This is a genomic window from Paenibacillus sp. SZ31, assembly GCF_012912005.1.
Taxonomy (GTDB): Bacteria; Bacillota; Bacilli; order Paenibacillales; family Paenibacillaceae; genus Paenibacillus.
In genome coordinates this window covers 478,659-502,479 of sequence record NZ_JABBEA010000002.1, presented here as the reverse complement: position 1 = coordinate 502,479, position 23,821 = coordinate 478,659, and the positions used below count along the sequence as shown (strand labels likewise).

Sequence of the window (23,821 nt, the reverse complement as noted above, 5' to 3'; positions counted from 1 at the left end):
AAGCAGCTGCCGGATAGTTGTAATCATGAAGGAGAAATGCAGGATGGATATGGGACTAAAAGAGAAAACAGCATTAGTTACAGGATCTACAAAAGGAATCGGTAAAGCAATTGCTTTTGAACTCGCCCGAGAAGGTGTTCATGTTCTGATTAATGGACGCGATGATGAAGAGGTGGAACGAACCGTTTGTGAAATCAAGTCCAATTTTCCGGAGACCTCTCCGCAAAAGGCCACGGCTGATCTTGTGGATCTGGCGCAAAGACAAGCTCTATTCGAGAAATTCCCTGAGGTTGATATTTTAATTAATAGTATGGGCATATATGAGATCATGAGTTATGAAGACGTGAACGATGAAGTGTGGGAAAAATATTTCCGTACGAATGTATTGGCTGCCAATGGCTTGTCCCAATGTTATTTACCTAAAATGGTGAAGAACAATGACGGACGTATTATTTTCATCGCAAGTGAAGAAGCGCTTATGCCTTCAGGCCAGATGCCCCAATATTGCATGACCAAGTCGATGTTGCTGTCATTATCCAAAAGTTTGTCCAAACTGACAGCAGGGACCGAAGTTACAATCAATACGATCCTTCCAGGGCCGACATTGTCTGAGAATGTGCGTGAGATCATTGAGGGCATATACCCTGATGAGGCGCTGACTTTCGAGGAAAAAGAGAAAGATTTTATGAAGAGCAATCTGCCGCAGTCCGAATTACAGCGATTCATCAAACCGATTGAAATAGGCAGACTCGCGACTTTTGTATGTAGCCCGTATGCTCCAGCCTTTAGAGGCTCTCCCATCCGAATGGACGGGGGCATGATTCCCACCATATTTTGAAATTGCTGTGGATACAGCATATGTATCCACAAGATGTCGCCAGTATTGGCGACTTTTTTATTTGTAAATGATCTATGCGAGGAGCATCAATCGAGTTTATAATACAGGTATGATTTTCGAAAACGGTTTCTAATACTTGGAAGCGATTACTTATATCGATTAGTTGAATCTAAAAGGAGACAATATCATGATAGCTGCAATAAATCTGGAAGGTATCTGGAAACTCCAACTCGATGAACATAAGGTGGAAAGCGGTCTGAATTTCTCAGACGTGATTACATTGCCAAATACTACATCTCATGCGGCCAAGGGTAAGAAAAACCAGAATGTGTTAATCGGTGCGCTAACGGATGAGTATTTATTTGAGGGTTATGCCTGGTTTACACGAGAGATTGAAATTCCCGAACATTTGGCTGGCAAGCGTTGCTTCTTGCATCTGGAACGAACAAGAGTAACCACAGTCTGGATCGATGGGGTGGAATTGGGGACGCAAAACAGCTTGAACACACCTCACCGTTACGAGATCGGGGCAGGGCTATCCGCTGGATCACATACAATTACGATTCGAGTGGACAATACCGATTATCCAACCAAAGGCGGTCACCTTACATCCGAAGATACACAGACGAATTGGAACGGCATCACCGGGAAGTTGGAACTTCAATTTTTCGAGCGTGTTTTCCTGGATAATGTTCAAGTTTACCCTGTTTTGGCGACTCGATCTTTCGACATTAAGGCAGCACTTATCGGTGACTTGCAAGGAGTGCGAATCGTGGTATCCGCTGTTGCTGTCAGTGCAGATCCGGTGTTTAGGACAGAGGAACAGATTTTCGCTCCGGATTCGCAGGAGATCCAGCTGACGTACACGATTGGTGAAGATGCGATGTTATGGAGTGATGATGAACCTAATCTGTACCAACTTCACATTCAACTGCAAGATCAGGATGGTGAAGTGCTGGATTCCATCGAAGTATGGACGGGATTACGGGAATTCCGGGCTGCCGGAGACAAATTCACCATTAATGGTCGCAAAACGTTTCTTCGAGGCAAACATGACGGGCTGATCTTTCCGCTCACGGGATACGCGCCAACCGATGTGGATGAATGGGTTCGCATTCTCGCTATCTCCAAGTCCTACGGTATCAATCACTACCGTTTCCATACCTGTTGTCCTCCGGAGGCGGCTTTCATTGCAGCGGATCTGCTCGGCATCTACATGGAACCTGAGCTTCCATTCTGGGGAACCATTACGGATGAATCATCGGATGGGCATAATCAAGCAGAGCAGGATTACTTGATTAGCGAAGGATTTGCGATGCTGCGTGCTTTTGGTAATCATCCTTCGTTTGTCATGATGTCCATGGGAAATGAATTATGGGGCAGTAAGGACAGATTGAATTCGATCCTGAAGGCGTACAAAGCATATGATCATCGTCATCTATACACCGAAGGTTCCAATAACTTTCAGTTTGTGCCGGACATTCTGGAGGAAAGTGAATTCTTCTGCGGGGTTCGTTTCTCCAAAGAGCGCCTGTTCAGAGGTTCTTATGCGATGTGTGATGCCCCGCTAGGTCACGTGCAGACCGACTTGCCAAACACGTTGAAAGATTACGATTCGAACATTGTACCGGAGCAAGGCAGTGATGTTGACCCTTCTGGGCAAACGGGGGATAAAGAGATTCAGATTCAGTATGGGACAGGCTCCAAAACGGTGCAGGCCGAAGCCGGCAGTGACCAACTTGTCTCACATGTACCGATCATCTCGCATGAAATTGGACAGTACGCCACGTTTCCTAATTTCGATGAGATTAACAAGTATACGGGTTCTCTCAAAGCGAAAAACTTCGAAGTGTTTCGTGAGCGTCTGGAAGCCAATGGACTGGGACATCTGGCGGAGGCCTACTTCAGAGCTTCTGGTAAGCTCGCGGTCGCATGTTACAAGGAAGAACTGGAAGCGGCTTTTCGTTCGCAGCAACTAGCAGGCTTTCAACTGCTGGATCTCCAGGATTTCAGTGGTCAGGGAACAGCGCTGGTGGGTGTACTGGACGCATTCATGGATTCCAAAGGCATGATTACACCTGAGGAGTGGAGAACGTTCTGTTCCGATGCTGTGCTGCTGGCGAGATTCCCCAAATATAATTATCAAGCGGGTGAATTGTTCGAAGCAAGCATTGAACTAAGTTACTTCCGGAGACAAGCGTTGGATGGACTTCAATTGAAATGGGTACTTCAAAGTGAGCAGATCGAAGGCAGCATCCTTTTGGAAGGGAAAGCAGACTTGCCAGCGACCCATGGAGAACATTATGTGAATATCACGGATCTCAGCATTCGCATCCCTGAAGTCTCCAACATGACCAAAGTGGAGCTTAGACTGTCCATTCCGGGCACGGATATCCGTAAGTCGTACGACCTGTGGATCTACCCGAGTCAACAGGAAGTGGACCTGAGCGGTTTGAATCTATTTACCGAACTCTCTGAACAGGCGTTGGAGTTGCTTGAGCAGGGAGAGGATATTTTACTTTTCCCGAATCCCAATCAGATTCAACACGCGATCGAAGGTTTCTACAGCACCGATTTCTGGTCTTACCCCATGTTCCGTTCAATATCGGAGAATATGAAGCGAGAAGTTCCTGTGGGGACAATGGGCTTGTTGATTCAACAGGACCATCCGGCCTTCGAACATTTTGTCACAGAGGAATATTCGACTTATCCTTGGTGGAGCATTGTGTCCGAGTCGTCATCCATCATTCTGGATGATCTGAATAAAGAACTGCAACCGCTCGTGCAGACCATTGATAATTTTGAACGGAATCATAAGCTCGGACTGTTGATGGAGTGCCGGGTGCGGAATGGTAGAGTGCTTATGGGGGCGCTGAATCTGGAGAGCCTAATGACTACGCTGGAGGGAAGACAGTTATTATACAGCTTCGAGCGTTACGTACAGAGTCCAGCATACCAGCCAGCGACCCGTCTGGATGTCGAGGAACTTCGCCAGTTGTTTAACTAAGTTTAGTAGAGAAGATGTAGCAGATTTCTTATTTTACAGAGTTATTCTTAGAAATACGTGCTTATAAGCCCCTACCATTCGTGGTAGGGGCTTTGGCATTTGTTTCATTCTCTTGCACTTTAGGGTCAGAATAATGCATTTCAGCCCAATTCGACTCCGAAACCTATGCTAAAATAGTATATTCGAGAGTGAAATTCAGAGTCGATGTCGATGAAAGGCGGATGTTCCCCCATGTTCAATATTGCAATCTGTGATGATGAGGAGCAGCAACGAGAACGTGTGAAATCCATGCTGGTCTCCTTATCTCTAAAAACCAATTTTGATTTTCAAATTAGCCTATTCACATCTGGTGAACAACTGCTCTCGCACTACAGAGAGGTTGGGGATACATTCAATATTCTCATCTTGGATGTGGAGATGGGCGGAATGAACGGGATTCAGACCGCCAAAGAGATCAGGAATATGAAGTTTCTGGACGTACAGATTATGTTCTTGACCAGTTACCCGGAATACATGGTGGAGAGCTTTGATGTCATCACCTTTCAATATCTGATCAAACCAATCCAGCCGCAAGTTTTCGAGGAAAAGATGGTTAAGCTGTGTCAATATTTTCAGGCATTGGACAAAAAGTATGTGCTGATCAAGTCAGACTATGATGAACTTCTTTTGAAATATGATGATATTCTATGGATTGAGGTCGTCAAAAGTTTAACGATCAAGAACAAATTGAATTTTGTAACACAGGAAAATGTACATGAGACCAAAGGCATTTTATCCAGCTACGCTAATGGTTTGAAAGATCATGGTTTTTTACAGATTCATCGCTCGATTATCATCAACCTGATGCATGTTCAGAAGTTTTCCGGTACCCAAGTCGTCATGCTGAATGGAACGGAACTGCCCATAGGCCGATCCAAGATCAAGGAAGTCAAGGACGCCTACACCAAATACATGATCATGAGGATTCAATGATATGGATACCTACATGATCTTTTCCATCATCTTCGTGACCTTACTTATGGCATTTCAGGCGAACTTTTATTTTGATTCTGTGTTGGGCAAGTCCAGGCGTAAGCCGCGCAGAGCGATCTATTTCATCGTTTTTATCCTGCTTTGTTATTTTTATTTGGTTTCTTCCTTCTCGGACATCATTTCTACTGCTGTTGCTCTGCTATTAATCTTCAGTCTGGCGCAATCTTATGAAGTGGAGTTCAAAATCAGACTTGTTTTTACCATCCTGTATGCGGTTCTAATTACGATGGCGAATACGATAGCTGTATATATTCTCGGAGTTTTGGAATCCACAGAATTCATCTCATGGGAACAGTTCAACGGAGAAAACCACTGGATTCTCTCCAAAGTGATGCTGGTTGGTTGCAGTATCATGTTCATTGTTATTCAAATTGTGCGTCTAGTGGCCAAACGCAGAAGTTTTGCCGTCCATTATCGTTATTATTTGCTATTTCTCATCGTACCCATTATTACGATCTATCAGATCAATGTAGCCTCCATATATAGTGAAAAAAACATATTTTACGTCTTTTCTGTACTGGGTTCTCTATTTCTCAACGTGTTCATTGTTTATGTATTCGATAATATGGTGGAAAAGGTACAGCTTGCGCATGAAAATGCCCAGTTACAGCGTCAGATGGACTATCAGGATGCCAACTATGAGAAGACTGTTCACAGTTTCAAAAACATTAAATCCATCATCCATGATATTAACCAGCAGTTTCTGTATATCGATGAATGTATCCAACGTAACGAACTTGCGGCGGCAGGTGACCATATCAAGTCTACATTAAATACCATTGAAGGTGCGTACCAGCGGGTGAACTCCGGCAATCTGGTCATTGATGCTCTCGTTACGAATACCCTGGCTATGGGGCAGGCAAACGGGATCAAAATCGACACCAAAATCCAGCTCCACTCGCAGCATGTCCAGATTGATCGATACGATCTGTGTGTGGTGCTCGGTAACATGCTCGATAACGCAATTGAAGCTTCCAAGAAGGTCAGACAGGCGGAGGATCGATATATCCTCATTGCCATTCACTCCACATCATCTGCACTCGTTATCCAGATTATGAATCATGTAGAGCAACCGATTGTTGACTTGAAAAGTGAGAAGCCTAATCCCGAGTACCATGGGATCGGTCTAACCAATATATCGAGAATCTGCGAGAAATATGGTGGACATATGAGTATTGAGCATCAGCATCGGAAGTTTAACAACATGGTCGTGCTTCCGTTCCACACCAACAATCCCTGAACGTACCGTTCAGGGGTTGTTTTTTTCCATTCAGGGTCCGTTTGCGTTCGAACAGTCTCTTCCCGGATATGATGAATTCATTCATAAGAACATTTGAGGGAGGACATGGGATGAAGAAATTAATTAGTCTTTTATGTACAGCGGTGCTTGTAATTACACCGCTGGCAGATGTCAGCGCAGAGGCGAATAACAGCGGTACGATTGAGGCACGGGCGGAGCAGATCGCCAAGGAAATGGTGCAAAACTACGGTGTCACCAGTGTGCAATATGCGATCATGGATGAAGGGCAATATATTTTATCAGATAGTGTAGGACTGCACGATAAGGCATCACAGAAGCCAATAGACAAGGATAGCATGTATGGCATAGGCTCGGTTAGCAAAATGGTTGTTACGGCAGCCGCGATGAAACTGGTCGATTCCGGTAAAGTAGATCTGGATGAGCCGCTTACTTCATATATCAAGGGTTTTAAAATGGCAGATGCGCGCTATACTCAAATTACACCGCGCATGCTGATGAATCATTCATCTGGTCTTTACGGTACACATTATGGAAACAGTATGTTGTTTGACGATAATGACACCCGCAATCATGATGATCTATTACTTAAACTTCAGTCCGAAAAACTGAAATCCAAGCCTGGCGCCTACTCCGTCTACACTAATGACGGTTTTCAATTGCTTGAAATCCTGGTTGAACGGGTGAGTGGATTAAGCTACAGCGAATATATCGCCAAGTACATCAGTGAGCCGTTAAAGTTGGAATCAACGAAGACACCACTAGATTCCTTTGACAGAGCGCAGTTATCCGAAACCTATTGGCCTACACTTGAGATGACGATGCCTACCGAAAATGCAAACATTATCGGCACAGGCGGAGTGTACTCTACCGCAGAAGAATTGAGTCAATTCGGAGAGGTTTTAATGGGGAACAGACCGGATATTCTGTCCGAATCTGCTGTGAAGGCCATGCAATCTCATGAATATCGTAAGGGCATATGGGTATCTGATGAGCAAAATACGATCAATTATGGCTTGGGATGGGATTCGGTTGACCTTGCACCTTTCAGCGATTATGGGATTACCGCACTTGCCAAGGGTGGAGACACCATGTTATATCATGCCGTGTTAATCACCATACCTGAACATGATATTTCAATGGCGGTTCTATCTTCTGGCGGATCTTCCGTCTACAATCAGATGTTTGCCAGCAAAGTGCTGCTGGACGTTCTGGCAGATCAAGGCATCATTGATGAGGTTCAGCCTGATCAGACATTCTCACCACCTGTCAAAGTGAAGATGCCGACGGAGTTGAATACGTACTCAGGCCTATATGGTACGGTTGGTGCAACGCTGGATATAGTAATCAAGGATGGTGAGATGCAACTGCCTGCCTTGCTGGGAGGAATTATTCCGGAGCAGAACTATGTCTACACAGGCGACGAACATTTTACAAGTGCGGATGGCAGTGTGAAAGCCAGCTTTGTGAAAGAACGTAATGACAAGGTGTATGTTAAAGTTCAGGCGATGATAACGCTACCTGGTTTAGGCCAAACGGTGATGAACACGTATGATTATCAAAAGCTGGAGCATAACGCGCTGGACGCAGCAACGAAAGAGAAATGGACAGCTCGTGACGGCTCGAAATATTATGCGCTGGATGAAAAAATAACGTCGATCTTCTATCTGCTTCCATCGATGCTGATCAAGAATCTGTCCGTTGATGCCGAAAATGGCTATGCTAATGGCACGCAAATCATGGATGCCAATCATGCAGAGAATATCGCTGAGATTCCAGTAATGAACGGAAGAGACGCATTCGATCTGCAATTCGATACAAAGAATGCCGCTGAGATTTTGATTCAGGATGGGCAGGAATACATTGCCGAGGATGCCATTACTCCAATCTTTGGTGGGAAAAAAGGTATTACGACTATTCCGGCTAACGGTCAAGCGCGGTGGTATGCGATCGACGCCCGATCGGCGAACAAATCCATCACAGTGGATTCTCCGGAGAGCGGAGGTTATGCGGTGTATGATGAGAAAGGCGAAATGGTTCACTTCTCTGTAGCAACCAATCAGGAGTCAACGAAGCTCCCGAAAAGTGGTTTTATCGTTTTTGGTGGTGATGCGGGGGATGTCTTCCAGATCCAATTAAAGTAAAGGTTTGGGATAAAACGATTTCATTGAAAAGACCGGATTACGAGCAAGGTTGCTCACAATCCGGTCTTTCTTATTTTTGCGCGTAAAACACCGCAAAGTCCAAGTGTTTGTACATGCAATCTGCCACACTGAACCCAGCTTCCTCCAACCACGCCAATTGATCCTCCAGCGTGGCATTGATATCGACCTTGCGTCTTTCGATCGAAGCCGAGATGGCCTCCTCAGACAAACCACTTCGATGAATCGCTTCTAACCAGCGCTGGCGGTAATAGGTATCCGTATCGGGGGTTCTTCCCTGAACCTGGTCTGCGTTGATGAAGCGTCCACCTGGTTCTAACAGCTGATGTACAGTTTTAAATACCTTTTTCTTGTCAGCGTGGGTGAGATGGTGAATAGACAGCGATGAAATAATCATATCGTAGGAACTGGTGAAATCGTACTTGGAGTAATCCCCGACCACATACTGTACTTGGTTAGTATCAGCAAATCTTCGACGTGCTACTTCGAGCATTTGATCACTAATATCGATCAGGGTTAATCGCGCGTTGGGATACTTTTGCAGGACCAATCCAGAGAGCAGTCCCGTTCCTGCACCCAGATCAAGAATACGTGGAGAATCGAGCGAGCTTTCCATTAGATCCAGAGCCATTCCATAAAAATCATCAAAACAAGGGATAAGCTGCTTTCGCTGCACATCATAATCTTGGGCTACCTTATCAAACAGCTGCTTTACTGAGAATTGCATGTGCTCATCACTCCTTGAGGTTTTCTCCATATTTTACAAACTGGAAGGGATCAAGGGAAATATCGATTATGGATAAGTTCATAGGTTGGACCTATGGGTTCCGAGTCCCTACCATGGGTAATAACATGTAAGTACAGAATAAAGACAGGGAGGAATGAACCGGATGTTACAATCACGTCCTATTATGATGAGTATCTCGCTAATCGTTATGGTTCTTGCACTTGCAGCTTGCTCTGGTAATGAACCTTCTACGCCAGCGGGTGAAACCACTCCAGCACCTTCAACAGAGAATGAGCAAGCAGCTGAAACGGGTGGAACAGAAGAAGCGAATGAAACGGAGCGTCCACAGACCGAGAGTTTTGAAATGTTGACCGCGGATGGCAATCAATCCCTGGAAGCGACTTTGCAACAAGGAGAAGGATTTTCCTTGTACGTATTCGAGAAATTCACGTTTGATGCTGCTCAAGGCCGTCTGTCACTGACCGATAACACTGACTATTATGTGGATATTGAACCATTGCCTTCAGATTATAATCTGGCAGAACTGGAGACTACGGGCAAGGAAGAATTAGAAAAGGCCGGTAAAGTATCTGATTATAGCGGAGAACTGGTGGAGCACCCGCTTGGTTCCGCCGAACTTTATCTTCAGGCCTCTGGTGAAGAAGGCATCAGCGATTATATGGTCTGGACATCAGAAGAAGGGGACGCTTTTCTATTCCGTCTTCATAATCCAAAAGGGGAAGAAGCCTCTGAATTCGCCAGTCTGGTCCTTGTTTCGTTATCCACCGTTCAGGGTGATTCATAATCTGAATGACGAGGATCTATTCAACGAAAGTCGCCAACTGGCGGCTTTTTTTACTTTTGTAAATTGCACGGAGAAGTTGCGAGATGATTCAATCACTTCCATTTGACTTAGAGTATACTCTAAGGTGTAGACTTTGCAAAAGAAGAACTATTGCAAAGGAGATGAACAGAGTGACACAGGAGAATAATTTTAAAACTTTACAACATAAAATCGGCTCCGGCTTCAACCATAACAGCACAGCGCAGGATGTATTGAGAGATATGGACTTATCAGGGCAACTTGCTATTGTAACGGGTGGCTATTCAGGATTGGGGTTGGAGACAACACGCGCGCTTGTGAATGCGGGAGCCCGTGTCGTGGTGACTGCGCGTCGTCCATCGGTCGCGAAAGAAGCACTTGCTGGTCTGGAAGGCGTTGAAATAGACGAATTGGACCTCGCTGATTTATCCAGCGTTCGTGCTTTTGCCGAGCGGTTTCTGGCGAGTGATCGGAGCATCGACATGCTTATTCTTAATGCTGGCATCATGGCTTGTCCGGAGACGCGGGTAGGTCCTGGTTGGGAAGCTCAATTTGCAACCAATCATCTGGGACACTTTGCCCTTACCAATCTGTTATGGCCAGCACTGGCAAGTCAGGGGGGAGCACGTGTTGTTTCCTTGGCATCAGCGGGACATCATTTCTCGCCGATTCGTTGGGACGACATCCAATTTGAGCATGGCTATGAGAAATTCCCTGCCTATGGTCAGTCCAAAACAGCAACGATTTTATTCAGCGTTGAGTTGGACAGACGTGGTGCTGAGCAAGGCGTACGGGCTTTCTCCATTCATCCAGGCGGAATTCTGACACCACTACAGCGTCATATGCCAAAAGAGGAAATGATTGCGCTGGGCTGGATCGATGAATCTGGACAAGTGGCTAATCCCGCGTTCAAGACACCTGAGCAGGGTGCAGCGACGCAGGTCTGGGCAGCAACCTCTCCTCAGCTTGAGGGTAAAGGCGGTGTCTACTGTGAGGATTGTGACATCAGTGAATTGGCTCCCGAGGACGGAGGCTTCTATGGGGTTAAAAAGTATGCCATCGACTCCGAGCAAGCTATTCGTTTATGGGAGTTATCGGCCCAGCTGACTCAAACGGACATTGAGCTTTCATAGTCATGTAGTTGCGGCAACAGAGCAACAACTTGCTTCAATGCAAGAGATCAGTTCATCTTCATTTTATCTGGCTCGCATGGCATCACGTCTTCAGGAACTCACGGAAAAGTTCAAAATCTAAAGAGGATGCGATTAATTATAATGAAAACAACATAATCTCAAACAAAATCTCCTATTTAGCATATAATAAAGAAGGAGCATCTCAATTCGGGATGGTGCAATCATTTCTTTATGAATTCAGGGAGAGAAAATCATGAATATTTTTGAACATCAGATACCTTTGGAAAAAGTGAAATTCAATGAACCGTTAAAAAATCATACGTTTATTAAAATTGGTGGTAACGCAGATATTCTCATCCATCCAACAACGATAGACGAAATCACAAAAATCGTAGAGATTGCCAACATACATCAATTGCCTCTGACGGTTATTGGCAAAGGGTCGAACGTCATCATTAAAGACGGGGGCATCCGAGGAGTAACGATTTCTCTTAGCCACTTCGATCAAATTAAAGTGAATGAAGACAGTATGATTGCGCAAAGCGGCGTTGATATCATTGATGTGTCCAGACTCGCTTTGGAGCACAACTTGACCGGTTTGGAGTTTGCTTGTGGCATTCCCGGGAGCACAGGGGGCGCACTTTACATGAATGCTGGTGCTTATGGTGGCCAGATCGCCGATGTTGTTGAACGTGCGACTGTGATCACCAAAGATGGCACAGTGTTGGAGATCCCGCGAGAAGAGATGAAATTTGGTTATCGAAATAGTCTCTTCAAGATGGATCACTATATCATACTGGAGGCCGAATTCGGGCTCAAAAAAGGAAATAAGGTTGACATTGCAAGCAAAATGAAGGAATTAACGTTCCTGAGAGAATCCAAGCAGCCGCTGGAGTACCCTTCCTGCGGGAGTGTATTTAAACGACCCGAAGGACATTTTGCTGGAAAACTGATTCAGGACTGTAATTTACAGGGCACTCGTATTGGAGGTGCTGAAATCTCCATGAAACATGCAGGTTTTATCGTGAATGTGGATCACGCTACTGCCCAGGATTACATGGACCTGATCCAATTTATTCAGCAGAAAGTATATGATACGTTCCATGTTGAATTGGAAACCGAAGTAATCTTTCTGGGAGAATAACTTCGATGAACGACTTGAGAGGTCGCCTTTGGCGGCCTTTTTTGTTGCCAAAGTAGTACCAACCATTCCGCCAACGAATGAACCGATCCTACAAACCCACGTCGCGCAAGCGATTGGCTCATGCTATGGCTGATTGAACGATTGTTGCTGACCCCGCTCTCCCTTAACATGTGAACAGAGGAGCCTGCTCGTCATTCACCATCATTTTGTCAAAGGGGGCCCGCGATCGTATGGCTGAGCTGTCGGAAACATCAACGTTGCAACCCGGGGTTACAGTCAACAAACCCGTCAAACCAAGTTATCTACGTAACATTCGAAAACACTGGATGTTGTATGTCATGATCCTGCCCGGTATTTTGTTCTATATTATTTTCAAGTACATTCCACTGGGCGGAAGCGTGATCGCATTTCAGAACTTTCAGATTATGAAAGGCATATGGAGCAGCCCATGGGTAGGCCTGGATAACTTCAAGTTTATTTTTACGTATCAGGATTTCTATCATGTGCTTCGGAACACAGCTCTGATTGCCTTATACAAACTGGTGATCGGATTTCCTGCTCCCATCCTGCTGGCACTATTGTTCAACGAAGTGAGAAAAATGCTTGCCAAACGCTTTTTGCAAAGCCTGTTCTATCTGCCTCATTTTCTCTCCTGGGTTGTCGTCGGGGGGATTGTGTTTGAGGTGCTAGCCTCAGGTGGTTTTGTAAACGCTGTTCGTGGGTGGTTCGGGTTCGAACCGATTTTGTATATGCAACAAGAGCAATATTTCCGTCCAATCGTCGTCCTTTCCTCCATCTGGAAAGAGGTGGGTTGGGGAACGATCATATATCTTGCTGCGGTAAGTGGCATTGACCCCACGCAATATGAAGCGGCAGTAATGGATGGAGCGAATCGTTGGAAACAGACAATCTACATTACGCTACCTGCGTTATTCCCAACAATCCTGACGCTGTTCCTGCTGAATATCGGCAATTTCCTGGAACTTGGCTTTGATCAGATCTATAACCTGCTGACACCGATGACCTACTCGGTAGGAGATATCATTGAGACATATGTATACCGTTCAGGTGTCCTGCAAGGGCAGTATAGCGTAACAACAGCCATTGGTCTATTCCAGTCAGTGATCGGCTTTATTCTGCTCTGGGTCTTCAATCGGCTTGCGAGAAAATCAGGAGAGGGGTTGTGGTAATGATCAAGCAGACGATTGGAGAAAAGCTGTTCCAAACCGCCAATTACATTTTCCTGACGCTTGCAGCCTTTACGATGCTCCTTCCATTGCTGCATCTGCTTGCGGTTTCCCTGAGTTCGCCGGTTGCAGCAGACTCCAAAGAAGTATTTCTGTGGCCTGTCGGTTTTACCTTCGCTTCATGGAAGCACATTCTGCAAAGCTCGGGTTTATGGCAATCATTTGGTGTAACCGTATTCATTACGGTAGTGGGTACTGCACTTAGTATGTTGTTTTCAGTGCTGACCGCTTTTCCGTTGTCGCGCAGAGAATTCATGATTCGCAAACAAGTCATGCTGGGCATCGTGATTACGATGATTTTCAATGCACCGATGATCCCGTTCTTCCTGACGGTGAGGGAGCTGGGGATGATGAATTCCATCTGGTCTCTGATCATTCCTGGTGTAATTGGCACATTTAATATGGTCATTCTGCGTACCTTTTTTATGAGCTTGCCCAAGGAACTTGATGACACGGCAAGAATCGACGGTTGTCATGACTTCCGAATTTTGTTCCAGATCTATCTGCCGCTATCCAAGCCGGTTCTTGCTACGGTCAGTCTGTTCTATGCGGTAGGATACTGGAATACGTTCCAGCGGGCAGTATTGTTCCTTCGTGATCCAGGACTCTGGCCTTTGCAGATGAAGCTACGAGCATATTTAACTAGCCCGGAGGAACTGGCTCAGGTGAACATGTTCCTAGGTGATTACAACTTCAATACAACCACGTTAAAGGCAGCGACGATACTTTTTGCAAGCGTTCCCATAATTTTGGTGTATCCTTATTTACAGAAGTATTTTGTGAAAGGTTCCTTGCTTGGATCACTGAAAGAATAAACCATGTTCAGGGGGATGATTCCATGAGAAAACAACTGACCCGCAAGATGATGCCGCTGATGCTCAGTCTAGCCATGCTGTTGGCTGCAGGATGTGGCTCGGCTACTACTAATTCCGGAAATGACGGAGGTAACGGCGAAGGCAGTGGTGGAGCTGTAAAAGTCAAAGTATTCAAAAGCCATATGGGTGTCGGCAGCTTGCCAACTGCGGATAATCCACATGTGAAATACATCGCTGAACAGACGGGAGTCCAGTATGAACTCATTACAACTCCTCCGGGTTCGGAGCCATCCGAATACTTGAACCTGATGATTGCCTCGGATGAACTGCCAGATATCCTGCGCCCGATTGGAGGCATTGAGCAGACGCTGATTCAGCAGGGAGGCGCGTTGCCACTGGATGAACTGCTGCCTGAATATGCACCGCATGTGTGGGAAAGTATTCCTCAGGAAGCTTGGGATATCGTACGCTCTGCTTCACCTGACGGTAAAATCTATTATGTGCCCAAGGTATTCCTTGTGCCTGAACGTGCACCGTTAATACGTCAGGATTGGGTGGATAAAGTGGGCATGGAGATGCCAAAGACCACTGATGAATATATCGAGCTGCTCACAGCCTTCCGTGACAAGGACCCGAATGGCAACGGCAAACCGGATGAACTGCCAACAAGCGGCAGGGAATTCGGCAGATGGATGGACCATCTGTTCGCGATGTATGGTGTGGCGATGTGGGAAGGATATCCCGAATGGGATGAATACGATGGAAAAATCCAGTACGCAGGGACTACCGACAATATGAGGGAAGCAATCAAGTTCATTCGCATGTTATATGTGGAAAAACTGCTGGACAATGAAACCTTCTTGAACAAAGGGGAAGTGTGGCAGGCAAAAATCAATAATAACCTCGTCGGCAGCTGGTACCATTTGCCTGCAAATGTGCGAGATCGGTACAATGCGATGCTGACCCAGGCTCCAGATGCCTACATTGCAGCAATGCCGTTGCCCAAAGCCGAAGGGTTTGAAGCTTTTGTCACCCAGAAGAGCATGGGCGAACCGGAATGGATGATCCCAGCCACCAAACAGGATAATGCGCCAAATGCGCTGAAGCTGCTGGACTTCTTCTATAATCCTGAAAATGATGAGTTCGGTCGCTTCGGTCTTGAAGGTGAGCAGCATGAAGTCAAGGATGGACGCAAAGTCATTCTTCCACCTGCTGACAATAAACCGCTTGCCTTGGGTATGAAGAATCTCACTACAGCAGAAGACATGAATAAACGAATTGAAGAGACATATCCAGAAGATCAGCAGCAAATGGTCAAAGACATGTTCGAAGTCAGTACTGCCGATGCACGGCAAATTGCAGGTGACGGTCTGCCAGCCTCTGTATATGAAGGTTTTCCTGATATCCAGTCCCACAAGCTGTTCCAGGAGGTATTGACCAAGATTGTCATCGGCGAGCTGCCGATCGAGGCTTATGATGAATATGTGAAGAAATGGAATGCTTCCGGGGGAGAAGTGGTCACCAAGCGTGTACAGGAATGGTATGAGAAGGTGAGAAAATGAAAAAAAGATATGCCCTATGTGGAGTCAGCGGCAGAGCATTAGGACAATTTGCAAAACCAATTCATGAGCTGTTTAGCCATAATTCAGAGGTTGTCGCGCTGTTGGATACCGATCCTGCACGGTTTGAAGTCTATCGCGTGCGTTTTCCTGAGCACACAGAAGTAGCAGTATATGGAGCTTCGGATTTCGGGGTCATGGTCGATGATACTCGGCCTGACTGTATCATCGTGGCTGGCAGGGATGATACCCATGTCCACTATATTGTCGCCGCGTTGGAGCGGGATCTTGATGTTATTACCGAAAAGCCGATGACGACGACAGGAGCTGATGCCAAACGTATTCTTGAAGCGGAAGCAAGGAGTAAAGGCAACGTCATCGTAACGTTCAATTATCGGTATATGCCGATCCACATGCGTATCAAGGAATTGATTCAGCAGGGGAAACTCGGTCGCGTCACTTCCATAGACCTTAACTGGTATATCGATACCCATCACGGCTCCAGTTATTTTAAACGGTGGAACCGTGAACGGGCATTCTCAGGCGGTCTGTCTGTCCATAAAAGTACCCATCACTTTGATCTGGTACAGTGGTGGATCAATCAAAAGCCAGTTGAAGTTTTTGCCTATGGAGCACTGAACTATTATGGGGCTGAAGGTGAATGGAATCCGGCACAGGAGGACGGAAGACATTGTCGTACATGCGATGTGTCAGAAGATTGTGCCTATTATTCCCGTTGGACGTCCCGTAGCCGTCAGATCCGGGTACCGGATGACCATCTGAACCAGCTCGGTACAGCAAGCCAGAAGGAGTTTCCGTACACTTCATACCGCCCAGACCAGTGTATTTTCGATTCCAGCATTGAAATTGAAGACACGTATGCTGCAACCGTGAAATATAATGGCGGCGCACTGATGAGTTATTCGGTCAATTTCTCTCTTCCCTACGAGGGTTACCGTCTTGCGGTAAATGGTACAAAGGGGCGTCTGGAAACACTGGAGTATCATATGCCCGCCCGGACGCCTTTTCCCACACCGGTCCAGACGATTGATTACTTTCCGCTCTTTGGTTCGAAAGAGACGATTCACGTTGTTCATCGTGAAGGTGGGCATGGAGGAGGAGATCCACTGCTGCTCGAGGATATTTTCCTTGGTGAAGATAAGAGACGCCCTTACCGAATTCTGTCGGGCGCTGAAGACGGTGCTTATTCCGTTGCCGCTGGAGAAGCAGTATGGCGATCTGTGGAAGAGCATCGGCCTATTTCCATAGACGAGGTGCTGGGTGGTTGGAACAGCAGAGTGCCCACGCACAAAGGGAGGGAGAAGTGATATGAGTAGCCATGTTTATTTCGAACCGGAGGAGAGCATGGCTTATCAGAGTGGTGGAGGCATTATGCACGCTCTGATGAGCATTGCGGCAAGGTACATTGGAGCCAATCCTCCGCATCCCCCGGTCTACAGAGTGAGTCGACCAGGACTTGTGCGCAAGTGTGATGATCACCGCTACATCTTCCCGCTGGTGAATCTATTCCCCAACATGCAGAGAGGACAGCAGGTCTATGCATGGGCCAAACTGTGGAGCGACAGTGATCAGGAATTTGTTTTTCATATCACCTGCTTCGGACCTGTTAGGCTATATCATAATGGCGTGCTGATCTATGGTTCTGCTCCGGAGGAAGAATATCCTGAGATACCTGTTCTGAAACTGAAATGTCAACTGGACAGAGGCTGGAATCACTTCGTTCTTGAATTCAAATTAGGGAAAAAGGGGGTAGGTGGCCAGTTTGGCACTGGCTCCCGAAAGAACAAACCACTTCACTTCATTGTGCCTTCGCTCGAACGAGATGGGGAAGAAGGCTGGCTCTACAGCGAGCCGTTGGATGTTCCGTTGTCGGAAATTCCTTCTGGCCCCATGCGAGAGAAGGCCACTGGCGTTAACTGGTTGCCTCGGGAGAAAGACCCCGAGAAGCCATCGCCTTATGGACAGGTAGCACGGATGTATGGATTGACCAGTGGCATGTCTGCATATGCATGGACGAAGATAAGTGGTACGAAATGTGGCATTGAGACTGTGCTAATCTCTGGTGAGGCTTACAGCCCGATTGAATTCTCGGTGGATAGCAAGGTGTTATTCCGACAAGAGCAGGCCGGTCTCTTCCGTTTCGAACTGCCATTGTCTGCTGCGGTGCAAGATCTGACTGTAAAGTGTACATGTGGCGACCGGGATTGGGGATTCCGTATGGACCAGACTACACAAGAGTTGCTGACGCCTGCACTGGATGTAAAAGGGCATAGAGACAACTGGCTGTACCTGGGTCCTTTTCAAGCGGAACAGGAGATTGATCTGGCTTCCTGCCAGAGATTGAAGCGAACTGTTCGTAGCGGAACTGGTGAAGAAGTATACTGGCGAACAGAGGTGCCAGGCGGAGAGGTACGTCCATTTCTGGAAAATGAATGGTATGGCCGATGGAACTATCCCCTGGGCGTCACGTTATACGGATTGCTTCAGCTCGGCAAAGCGGGTCAGCGATCGGATATTCGAGACTATGTGCTGAACCACATTGAATTTGCCTCTTCACGTTTCAGCTACTCCTTATGGGACAGAGAACGTTATGGTGCAGCTGGGCTGAATAATCAGCTCTCCCATATCGACAGCCTGGATGACTGTGGATCTTTCGGCGCCACCATGCTGCTTGCCGATCAGGAACGCAAGTTGGACGGCGTTTCAGAGACGGCAGCTCATATCGCAGACTATATTTTGTATGAACAGGCTCGTCTGGAAGATGGCACGTTATACCGCAAGATTGGTGTCTCCAGATCGATGGATAACACGATGTGGTGTGATGATCTGTATATGAGCATCCCGTTCCTGTGCAGGTACGCCGAATGGTCAGGTGACGATAAGCTGCTGGATGAAGCGGCAAGGCAGGTTCTTTTGTATAAGAAGTATCTGTATATTCCAGAGCGTCAAATCATGTCCCATGTATTCGATGTGGAGCGAGGTGAGCCAACACGAACCCCTTGGGGCCGAGGCAACGGCTGGGTGTTGTTCTCCCTGTCAGAGCTACTGACGGCCCTTCCTCAAGAGCATCCATCCTATACAGTTCTCATTCAGTTCTACAGGGAATTGTGTGAAGGGTACTTGGCATTGCAGGGCAGAAACGGACTGTGGCATCAGGTATTAACGGACCCGGAGTCGTATGAGGAAACATCCTGTACCTCCATGTTCATCTATGCGTATGCCCGAGGGGTGCGAATGGGCTGGCTGTTAGATCCGAAACCCTATGCACAAGCGGCGTATCAAGGGTGGAAGGGGCTTACGGAGCGCACAATTGATAAAAGAGGCAATGTATACGGCGTATGTCGTGGCTCCAGCTACTCCTTCACGAATCACTATTACAAGCATGAACTGGGTTGGAATCTGAATGACACCCATGGGATCGGCATTGTACTTCTTGCTGGGCTTGAAACTATTTCCATGCAAGAATGGCAGATAAACACGCCGGTTTTCGCTACGGAAATGGTCGGAACACCGGAGAAATTGGAGAAATCATCTTTTTAGAGGGAGAAAATAGGCTGTTGGACCGGGTCGTATTGGGCATATGGGAACGGTATAATATCGGTATATTGCATATGAGGTGGGATAATTGTGACCCTTTCCTTCTTAAAGTGGCTAAAATTCAATGTCACCAATACCCAGACCCGGCTGCTGCTGATTCTGACTGTTGTTGTCTTCATGATTATTATTGCGGTGGGGATGACGACATATTATTCTTCCAAATCGGTGTTACAGCAGGAATTAAGTGAGCCGCAACACCAGATGCTGCGTATCAGCATGAATGATATTGATGAAGTGATCCGGGAAAGTGATCAGATTGCGGTGAAAATTGCACTGAACAGTAATGTATACCGATTTCTCACCAATGAAGTACAGGGATCATACCGCAATATTACGGAACTGGTGCAATTTCTGGAAACCTTAATCAGTAGTACGTCCTTTATTAAGAGCGCTTACATTTTTGATATGAATCGGGAGAGCATTGTTGCCTTCCCACAAGGCTACAGCTCCAGCAAAGTTAATTTCCCGGATTCGGATTGGGTTAGCGTTGCCGATGAACTTGAAGAGCGTCCCATGCTGGTCAAGCAACGTGAGATTTCCACATCGTCTGGTGTGTCCATGCCGCAAATTACACTTTACCGAAAAATAATGATTGCTGGCGATTTAAAAGGGGTTATCGCAGTCAATTTCAAGACAGAGAAGATGTTCGAGCACATGCTACTCTCATCCGTCTCTGACCTTGACAGCCATCGATTCATCCTCGACACCAACAACCAGCCTTTATATGATCTTGGCAATTATGCTGTCGGAGAGGAAGCCGTCAGTCATGTGCTCACCCAACTGGATGGTGAAAAACTTGGTGAGTTTAAACATGAAGGTAAGCTTTTACTGGCTTCACAGACCATTTCACCGTACACCGGATGGCGTTATCTGTCCGTGATATCACAAGACAGTCTCTTGGCTAATGCACAGAAGATCCGCAATATTGTTTTTATCGTATCTTTGTTGGCTCTTGTAGCAGGAGCGGTTACGATCACAGTTTACAATGCAGCTGCTTTTAGACCCGTAAGACGCATGAGACAATTGCTCAGCGGGTACGACCAGGAGAGAATCCATCCGGAGCAGATTGATCTTGAGAAGATAACGGGTCAACTGTTAACGGATCATGCTCAGCAGGCCATCAATCTCAGGCAGACCCTTCCGGAAGCTTCATCCAAATTTCTGACGGATATCTATAACGGACATATGACAGGAAGTCGGGAAATTAGCGAGAAATGGTGCCGTTATTTCAAGGATTGGAGCGATGAGCCACTCTCTATTGCCATGTTGTCGATTGATAATTATAAGGCTTGGTGTGAGCGCTTTACGAAGTCAGATCACTCCCTGCTGAAATTTGCCATTGGTAATATCATAGCTGAACTGTTGTCTGGACAATGGCGGGTGTTATCAGCTGATCTGGGCAGAGACCGGATGCTCGTGATGCTTCAACCGATTCATTCTGGCGGTAGCAAGAGCGTAGCGACAGCAATACGAGAGACGATTGGCATGATTCCTCGCTTGCTCAAGTTTCAGGTGTCAAGCGGCGTAAGCGGGGGGCACGACGGATTCATGCGACTTCAGCGAGCCATGCATGAGGCGGAGAGTGCGCTGGATTACAGATTCTACTTGGGGTATGAACGAGTTATTTCGTTTGAAGAGATCTCGGGTCTGCAACCGACCGAGAATACATTGGAAGAACTTGAATTCATGACTCAACTGACGGAGACCGTCGAAGCAGGCAGGGGTGAAGAAGCCCTGAGGACTTTTGACAAGATAGTTGGTCGAATGACGCACGAGCAATGGCACCCTTCATCAGCGCTGGCCTTTCTTGAAGCTGTTGCAGCTACACTTGAACGAATTCGCCTGAAGCGCGAGACAGAAGGTTGCGGACTCGAAATGGTGGATATGCAGACCATGCATCTGGAGGCTGTCTGTAAAGTGCTGCGAAGCCAGATCGAAGGTTTGGCTGATTGGTTCGGTAGCCTTATGCTTAGCAAGGATTTCATACTGTGCCAACAGATGATTGCATTTATGAACAACCATCTGGAAGACTCGGTAAGCATTCAGGAGATTGCCGAGCATGCCGGGATCGGAAGCAGTTTGGCAAGTCAGTTGTTCAAGCAGGAAATGGGCGATACCATCCACGGATATTTCACTAAGCTTCGCATGGAACGTGCCTGTGAACTATTGCTGGATACGGATTATAGAATTTCCGAGATCGCAACGATGGTGGGTTATCAGCATGAGAACAGCTTTATTCGTGTGTATCGAAAATACAAAGACATTACACCGGGCAAGTACAGGGAGATAATGCGAAGCCGCAGGGGTGTGCTACAGGAATCTTGATCCATACTTGAACCCATAGAATGACAAGGAGGCAGAGCCATTGATGGATCGACAATCGGTCGTTACCAGGAATCATCCGGTATTAACACAGCTTGAGCCCAGATCGCCTTTATCTGTAGGTAATGGAGAATTTGCATTCAGTGCTGATTTTACGGGACTTCAAACGTATCCAGATCTGTATGAACTACCTCTTGGTACACAATCCAACTGGGGTTGGCATTATACGGGCGGTCATCATGTATTCGGAGATGAGGATATTGTCTATCAGGCATTTGAGACATATGGCCGCAAAGTGCCATACCCCATGAAGCCCGAAGACAAGGAAGAAGCCTATCACTGGCTTAGGCAGAACCCGCATCGACTTCAGCTTGGACGCATTTCATTTCGTTTGTTAGGAGAAGATGGTCAGGAGATGGACGTCACCCATGTCGTCCCGGTACGTCAGGAATTGAATCTATGGACCGGAATTCTGCACAGTGAATTTACCGTGCAGGGGGAAGAAGTACGTGTAGAGACAGCCTGTGACCCACGACTCGATTGTATCGCCATTCGTGTACAATCCGGATTAATCCGTAAACAGCGTCTGCAGCTGTTTCTTGTATTTCCATCCCCTGATATGACACATCGGAGCTGGTCCAAATCAGTATTTCCCGACTGGAAGCAACATGACAGACATTCTACTGTGCCGACATCGGTCACTTCGACTTCCGCATCATTGAAGCGTGTGCTGGATGAAGATGAGTATGAAGTGAAATGGGTCTGGGACGCAGGCCGGCTGGAACAGACGGGAGCCCATGAATTCACACTATCTCCCGAGGCCGTACAAGACTCGGACATCTGGTCGTGCAGTGTATCTTTTGCTGCACATAAGCCGGAAAGCTTGCCAGCAGATGCTGTGTTGCAAGCAAGCTCGGTCCATTGGAATCGGTTCTGGAACGATGGTGGAGTGATTGATTTCGAAGGCAGCTCAGATCCGCGTGCCGCTGAACTGGAGCGCAGAGTAGTCCTATCCCAGTTTCTGAGCGCGGTGCACAGCGGTGGGTCCCTGCCGCCGCAGGAGACCGGATATATGTACAACAGCTGGTTTGGCAAAATGCATCTCGAGATGCATTGGTGGCATGCAGCGCATTTTCCACTCTGGAATCGTACCGATCTGTTGTGCAAAAGTATGGACTGGTACCTGACCATCCTGCCAGAAGCTCGCGAACTGGCCCATTCTCAAGGTTATGTCGGCGCACGCTGGCCCAAAATGGTGGGTTATAACGGGCATCAGACTCCGTCCCCGGTAGCTCCGGGATTAATCTGGCAGCAACCCCATCCCATGGCACTTGCTGAGATGTGTTATCTGTCGTGGCCTGATCCTGCCATGTTAACACGGTATAAGGATATCGTATTTGAAGCGGCTGACTTTATGGTGTCCTATGCCCACTGGGAAGAGAAAAGACAAGCGTATGTGTTAGGTCCGCCGCTTATCCCCGCGCAAGAGAATCACGCTATGAACGATAGTTTGAATCCGCCTTATGAATTGGAGTACTGGAAATTTGGCTTGGAGATTGCCATCCTGTGGGCAGAGCGATTGAATCATCCAGCCAATCCAGACTGGGCAAGAGTGGCTACGTACATGGCTGAACCTCGACATGAGAACGGCCTTTATCTTGCACATGAGAACTGTCCGCACACTTTTACCGATAAGAACCATGATCATCCCTCTATGGTCGGAGCACTTGGTCTATTGCCAGGTTCGTTGATCGATCCGGTGATCATGAGAAATACGTTGCTCAAGGTCAAAGAATGCTGGGACTGGGAATCCGCCTGGGGTTGGGATTTTCCGATGTGTGCGATGACAGCGGCCAGATTGAATGAGCCGGAGCTTGCAATGGATTTCTTGTTGATGGATGCGACGAAGAACACGTATTTACCTAATGGGCACAACTATCAGAGAGCAGGGCTGTGGGCATATCTGCCCGGGAACGGTGGTCTGCTGACCGCTGTCGCCATGATGGCTGCCGGCTGGACAGGGGCAGGAGAACAAGCGAATCCGGGATTTCCGCGGGATGGAAGCTGGACTGTGAAGTGGGAAGGTCTTCATCCTTTGATGTAATCGTCAGAAGGCTAAACCCTCGAAATAACGTT

General features: G+C 47.0%; 16 protein-coding genes and 1 pseudogene. 16 read left to right on the top strand and 1 reads right to left on the bottom strand.

Annotation, left to right across the window (positions count from 1 at the left end):
* The first annotated feature begins 43 nt into the window (after positions 1-43).
* The 5 genes from HF638_RS06870 to HF638_RS06850 all read left to right on the top strand — a co-directional run bounded on the left by HF638_RS06870 (position 44) and on the right by HF638_RS06850 (position 8,279).
* Complete coding sequence (locus tag HF638_RS06870; protein ID WP_169479519.1) at positions 44-838, top strand: SDR family NAD(P)-dependent oxidoreductase; 795 nt, start codon at positions 44-46, stop codon at positions 836-838.
* Between the two features lie 187 nt (positions 839-1,025).
* A complete protein-coding gene (locus tag HF638_RS06865) occupies positions 1,026-3,845 on the top strand; it encodes a glycoside hydrolase family 2 TIM barrel-domain containing protein (RefSeq protein ID WP_169479518.1) in 2,820 nt (939 codons plus the stop codon).
* 231 nt (positions 3,846-4,076) lie between these two features.
* Positions 4,077-4,817 (top strand): LytR/AlgR family response regulator transcription factor, encoded by a 741-nt coding sequence (locus HF638_RS06860; protein ID WP_169479517.1) that lies wholly within the window; start codon positions 4,077-4,079, stop codon positions 4,815-4,817.
* A 1-nt stretch (position 4,818) separates the two neighbouring features.
* Positions 4,819-6,117: a GHKL domain-containing protein gene (locus HF638_RS06855; RefSeq protein ID WP_169479516.1), complete on the top strand. Its 1,299-nt coding sequence runs from the start codon at positions 4,819-4,821 to the stop codon at positions 6,115-6,117.
* Positions 6,118-6,227: 110 nt separating this feature from the next.
* A complete protein-coding gene (locus tag HF638_RS06850) occupies positions 6,228-8,279 on the top strand; it encodes a serine hydrolase domain-containing protein (RefSeq protein WP_169479515.1) in 2,052 nt (683 codons plus the stop codon).
* A gap of 70 nt (positions 8,280-8,349) precedes the next feature.
* On the opposite strand, the gene HF638_RS06845 is transcribed toward HF638_RS06850, so the two are convergent.
* Entirely contained in the window at positions 8,350-9,024 is a 675-nt protein-coding gene (locus tag HF638_RS06845; RefSeq protein WP_169479514.1) for a class I SAM-dependent methyltransferase, read from the bottom strand.
* Positions 9,025-9,187: 163 nt separating this feature from the next.
* Here HF638_RS06845 and HF638_RS06840 point away from each other — a divergent pair, with 163 nt between their 5' ends.
* The 11 genes and pseudogenes from HF638_RS06840 to HF638_RS06795 all read left to right on the top strand — a co-directional run bounded on the left by HF638_RS06840 (position 9,188) and on the right by HF638_RS06795 (position 23,789).
* Entirely contained in the window at positions 9,188-9,829 is a 642-nt protein-coding gene (locus HF638_RS06840) for a hypothetical protein (RefSeq protein ID WP_169479513.1), read from the top strand.
* A gap of 170 nt (positions 9,830-9,999) precedes the next feature.
* Positions 10,000-10,980: an SDR family NAD(P)-dependent oxidoreductase gene (locus HF638_RS06835; protein ID WP_348982079.1), complete on the top strand. Its 981-nt coding sequence runs from the start codon at positions 10,000-10,002 to the stop codon at positions 10,978-10,980.
* A gap of 16 nt (positions 10,981-10,996) precedes the next feature.
* A pseudogene (locus HF638_RS28530) lies at positions 10,997-11,101 on the top strand (hypothetical protein); the annotation flags it as partial.
* Positions 11,102-11,215: 114 nt separating this feature from the next.
* Positions 11,216-12,124, top strand: coding sequence for a UDP-N-acetylmuramate dehydrogenase (murB, locus tag HF638_RS06830; protein WP_481856141.1), 909 nt, complete (start codon positions 11,216-11,218; stop codon positions 12,122-12,124).
* 230 nt (positions 12,125-12,354) lie between these two features.
* The gene (locus HF638_RS06825; protein WP_091016421.1) at positions 12,355-13,314 is read left to right on the top strand and encodes an ABC transporter permease; all 960 of its coding nucleotides are present in this window, start codon (positions 12,355-12,357) and stop codon (positions 13,312-13,314) included.
* A gap of 2 nt (positions 13,315-13,316) precedes the next feature.
* Entirely contained in the window at positions 13,317-14,186 is an 870-nt protein-coding gene (locus HF638_RS06820; protein ID WP_083679484.1) for a carbohydrate ABC transporter permease, read from the top strand.
* A 23-nt stretch (positions 14,187-14,209) separates the two neighbouring features.
* Positions 14,210-15,748: an extracellular solute-binding protein gene (locus HF638_RS06815; RefSeq protein ID WP_169479510.1), complete on the top strand. Its 1,539-nt coding sequence runs from the start codon at positions 14,210-14,212 to the stop codon at positions 15,746-15,748.
* The gene (locus HF638_RS06810) at positions 15,745-17,073 is read left to right on the top strand and encodes a Gfo/Idh/MocA family protein (protein ID WP_169479509.1); all 1,329 of its coding nucleotides are present in this window, start codon (positions 15,745-15,747) and stop codon (positions 17,071-17,073) included. Before HF638_RS06815 ends, HF638_RS06810 begins: the two co-directional genes overlap by 4 nt.
* Position 17,074: 1 nt before the next feature.
* Entirely contained in the window at positions 17,075-19,306 is a 2,232-nt protein-coding gene (locus tag HF638_RS06805; RefSeq protein WP_169479508.1) for a glycoside hydrolase family 88/105 protein, read from the top strand.
* An 87-nt stretch (positions 19,307-19,393) separates the two neighbouring features.
* A complete protein-coding gene (locus tag HF638_RS06800; RefSeq protein ID WP_169479507.1) occupies positions 19,394-21,688 on the top strand; it encodes a helix-turn-helix domain-containing protein in 2,295 nt (764 codons plus the stop codon).
* Between the two features lie 43 nt (positions 21,689-21,731).
* Complete coding sequence (locus HF638_RS06795) at positions 21,732-23,789, top strand: glycoside hydrolase family 65 (RefSeq protein ID WP_169479680.1); 2,058 nt, start codon at positions 21,732-21,734, stop codon at positions 23,787-23,789.
* Positions 23,790-23,821: the final 32 nt, after the last annotated feature.

Coding starts and splice junctions, on each gene's coding strand:
- HF638_RS06825 (WP_091016421.1), top strand. CDS start 12,355: ATGGCTGAGCTGTCGGAAACATCAACGTTGCAACCCGGGGTTACAGTC.
- HF638_RS06855 (WP_169479516.1), top strand. CDS start 4,819: ATGGATACCTACATGATCTTTTCCATCATCTTCGTGACCTTACTTATG.
- HF638_RS06870 (WP_169479519.1), top strand. CDS start 44: ATGGATATGGGACTAAAAGAGAAAACAGCATTAGTTACAGGATCTACA.
- HF638_RS06850 (WP_169479515.1), top strand. CDS start 6,228: ATGAAGAAATTAATTAGTCTTTTATGTACAGCGGTGCTTGTAATTACA.
- HF638_RS06845 (WP_169479514.1), bottom strand. CDS start 9,024: ATGCAATTCTCAGTAAAGCAGCTGTTTGATAAGGTAGCCCAAGATTAT.
- HF638_RS06865 (WP_169479518.1), top strand. CDS start 1,026: ATGATAGCTGCAATAAATCTGGAAGGTATCTGGAAACTCCAACTCGAT.
- HF638_RS06840 (WP_169479513.1), top strand. CDS start 9,188: ATGTTACAATCACGTCCTATTATGATGAGTATCTCGCTAATCGTTATG.
- HF638_RS06795 (WP_169479680.1), top strand. CDS start 21,732: ATGGATCGACAATCGGTCGTTACCAGGAATCATCCGGTATTAACACAG.
- HF638_RS06810 (WP_169479509.1), top strand. CDS start 15,745: ATGAAAAAAAGATATGCCCTATGTGGAGTCAGCGGCAGAGCATTAGGA.
- HF638_RS06805 (WP_169479508.1), top strand. CDS start 17,075: ATGAGTAGCCATGTTTATTTCGAACCGGAGGAGAGCATGGCTTATCAG.
- HF638_RS06815 (WP_169479510.1), top strand. CDS start 14,210: ATGAGAAAACAACTGACCCGCAAGATGATGCCGCTGATGCTCAGTCTA.
- HF638_RS06860 (WP_169479517.1), top strand. CDS start 4,077: ATGTTCAATATTGCAATCTGTGATGATGAGGAGCAGCAACGAGAACGT.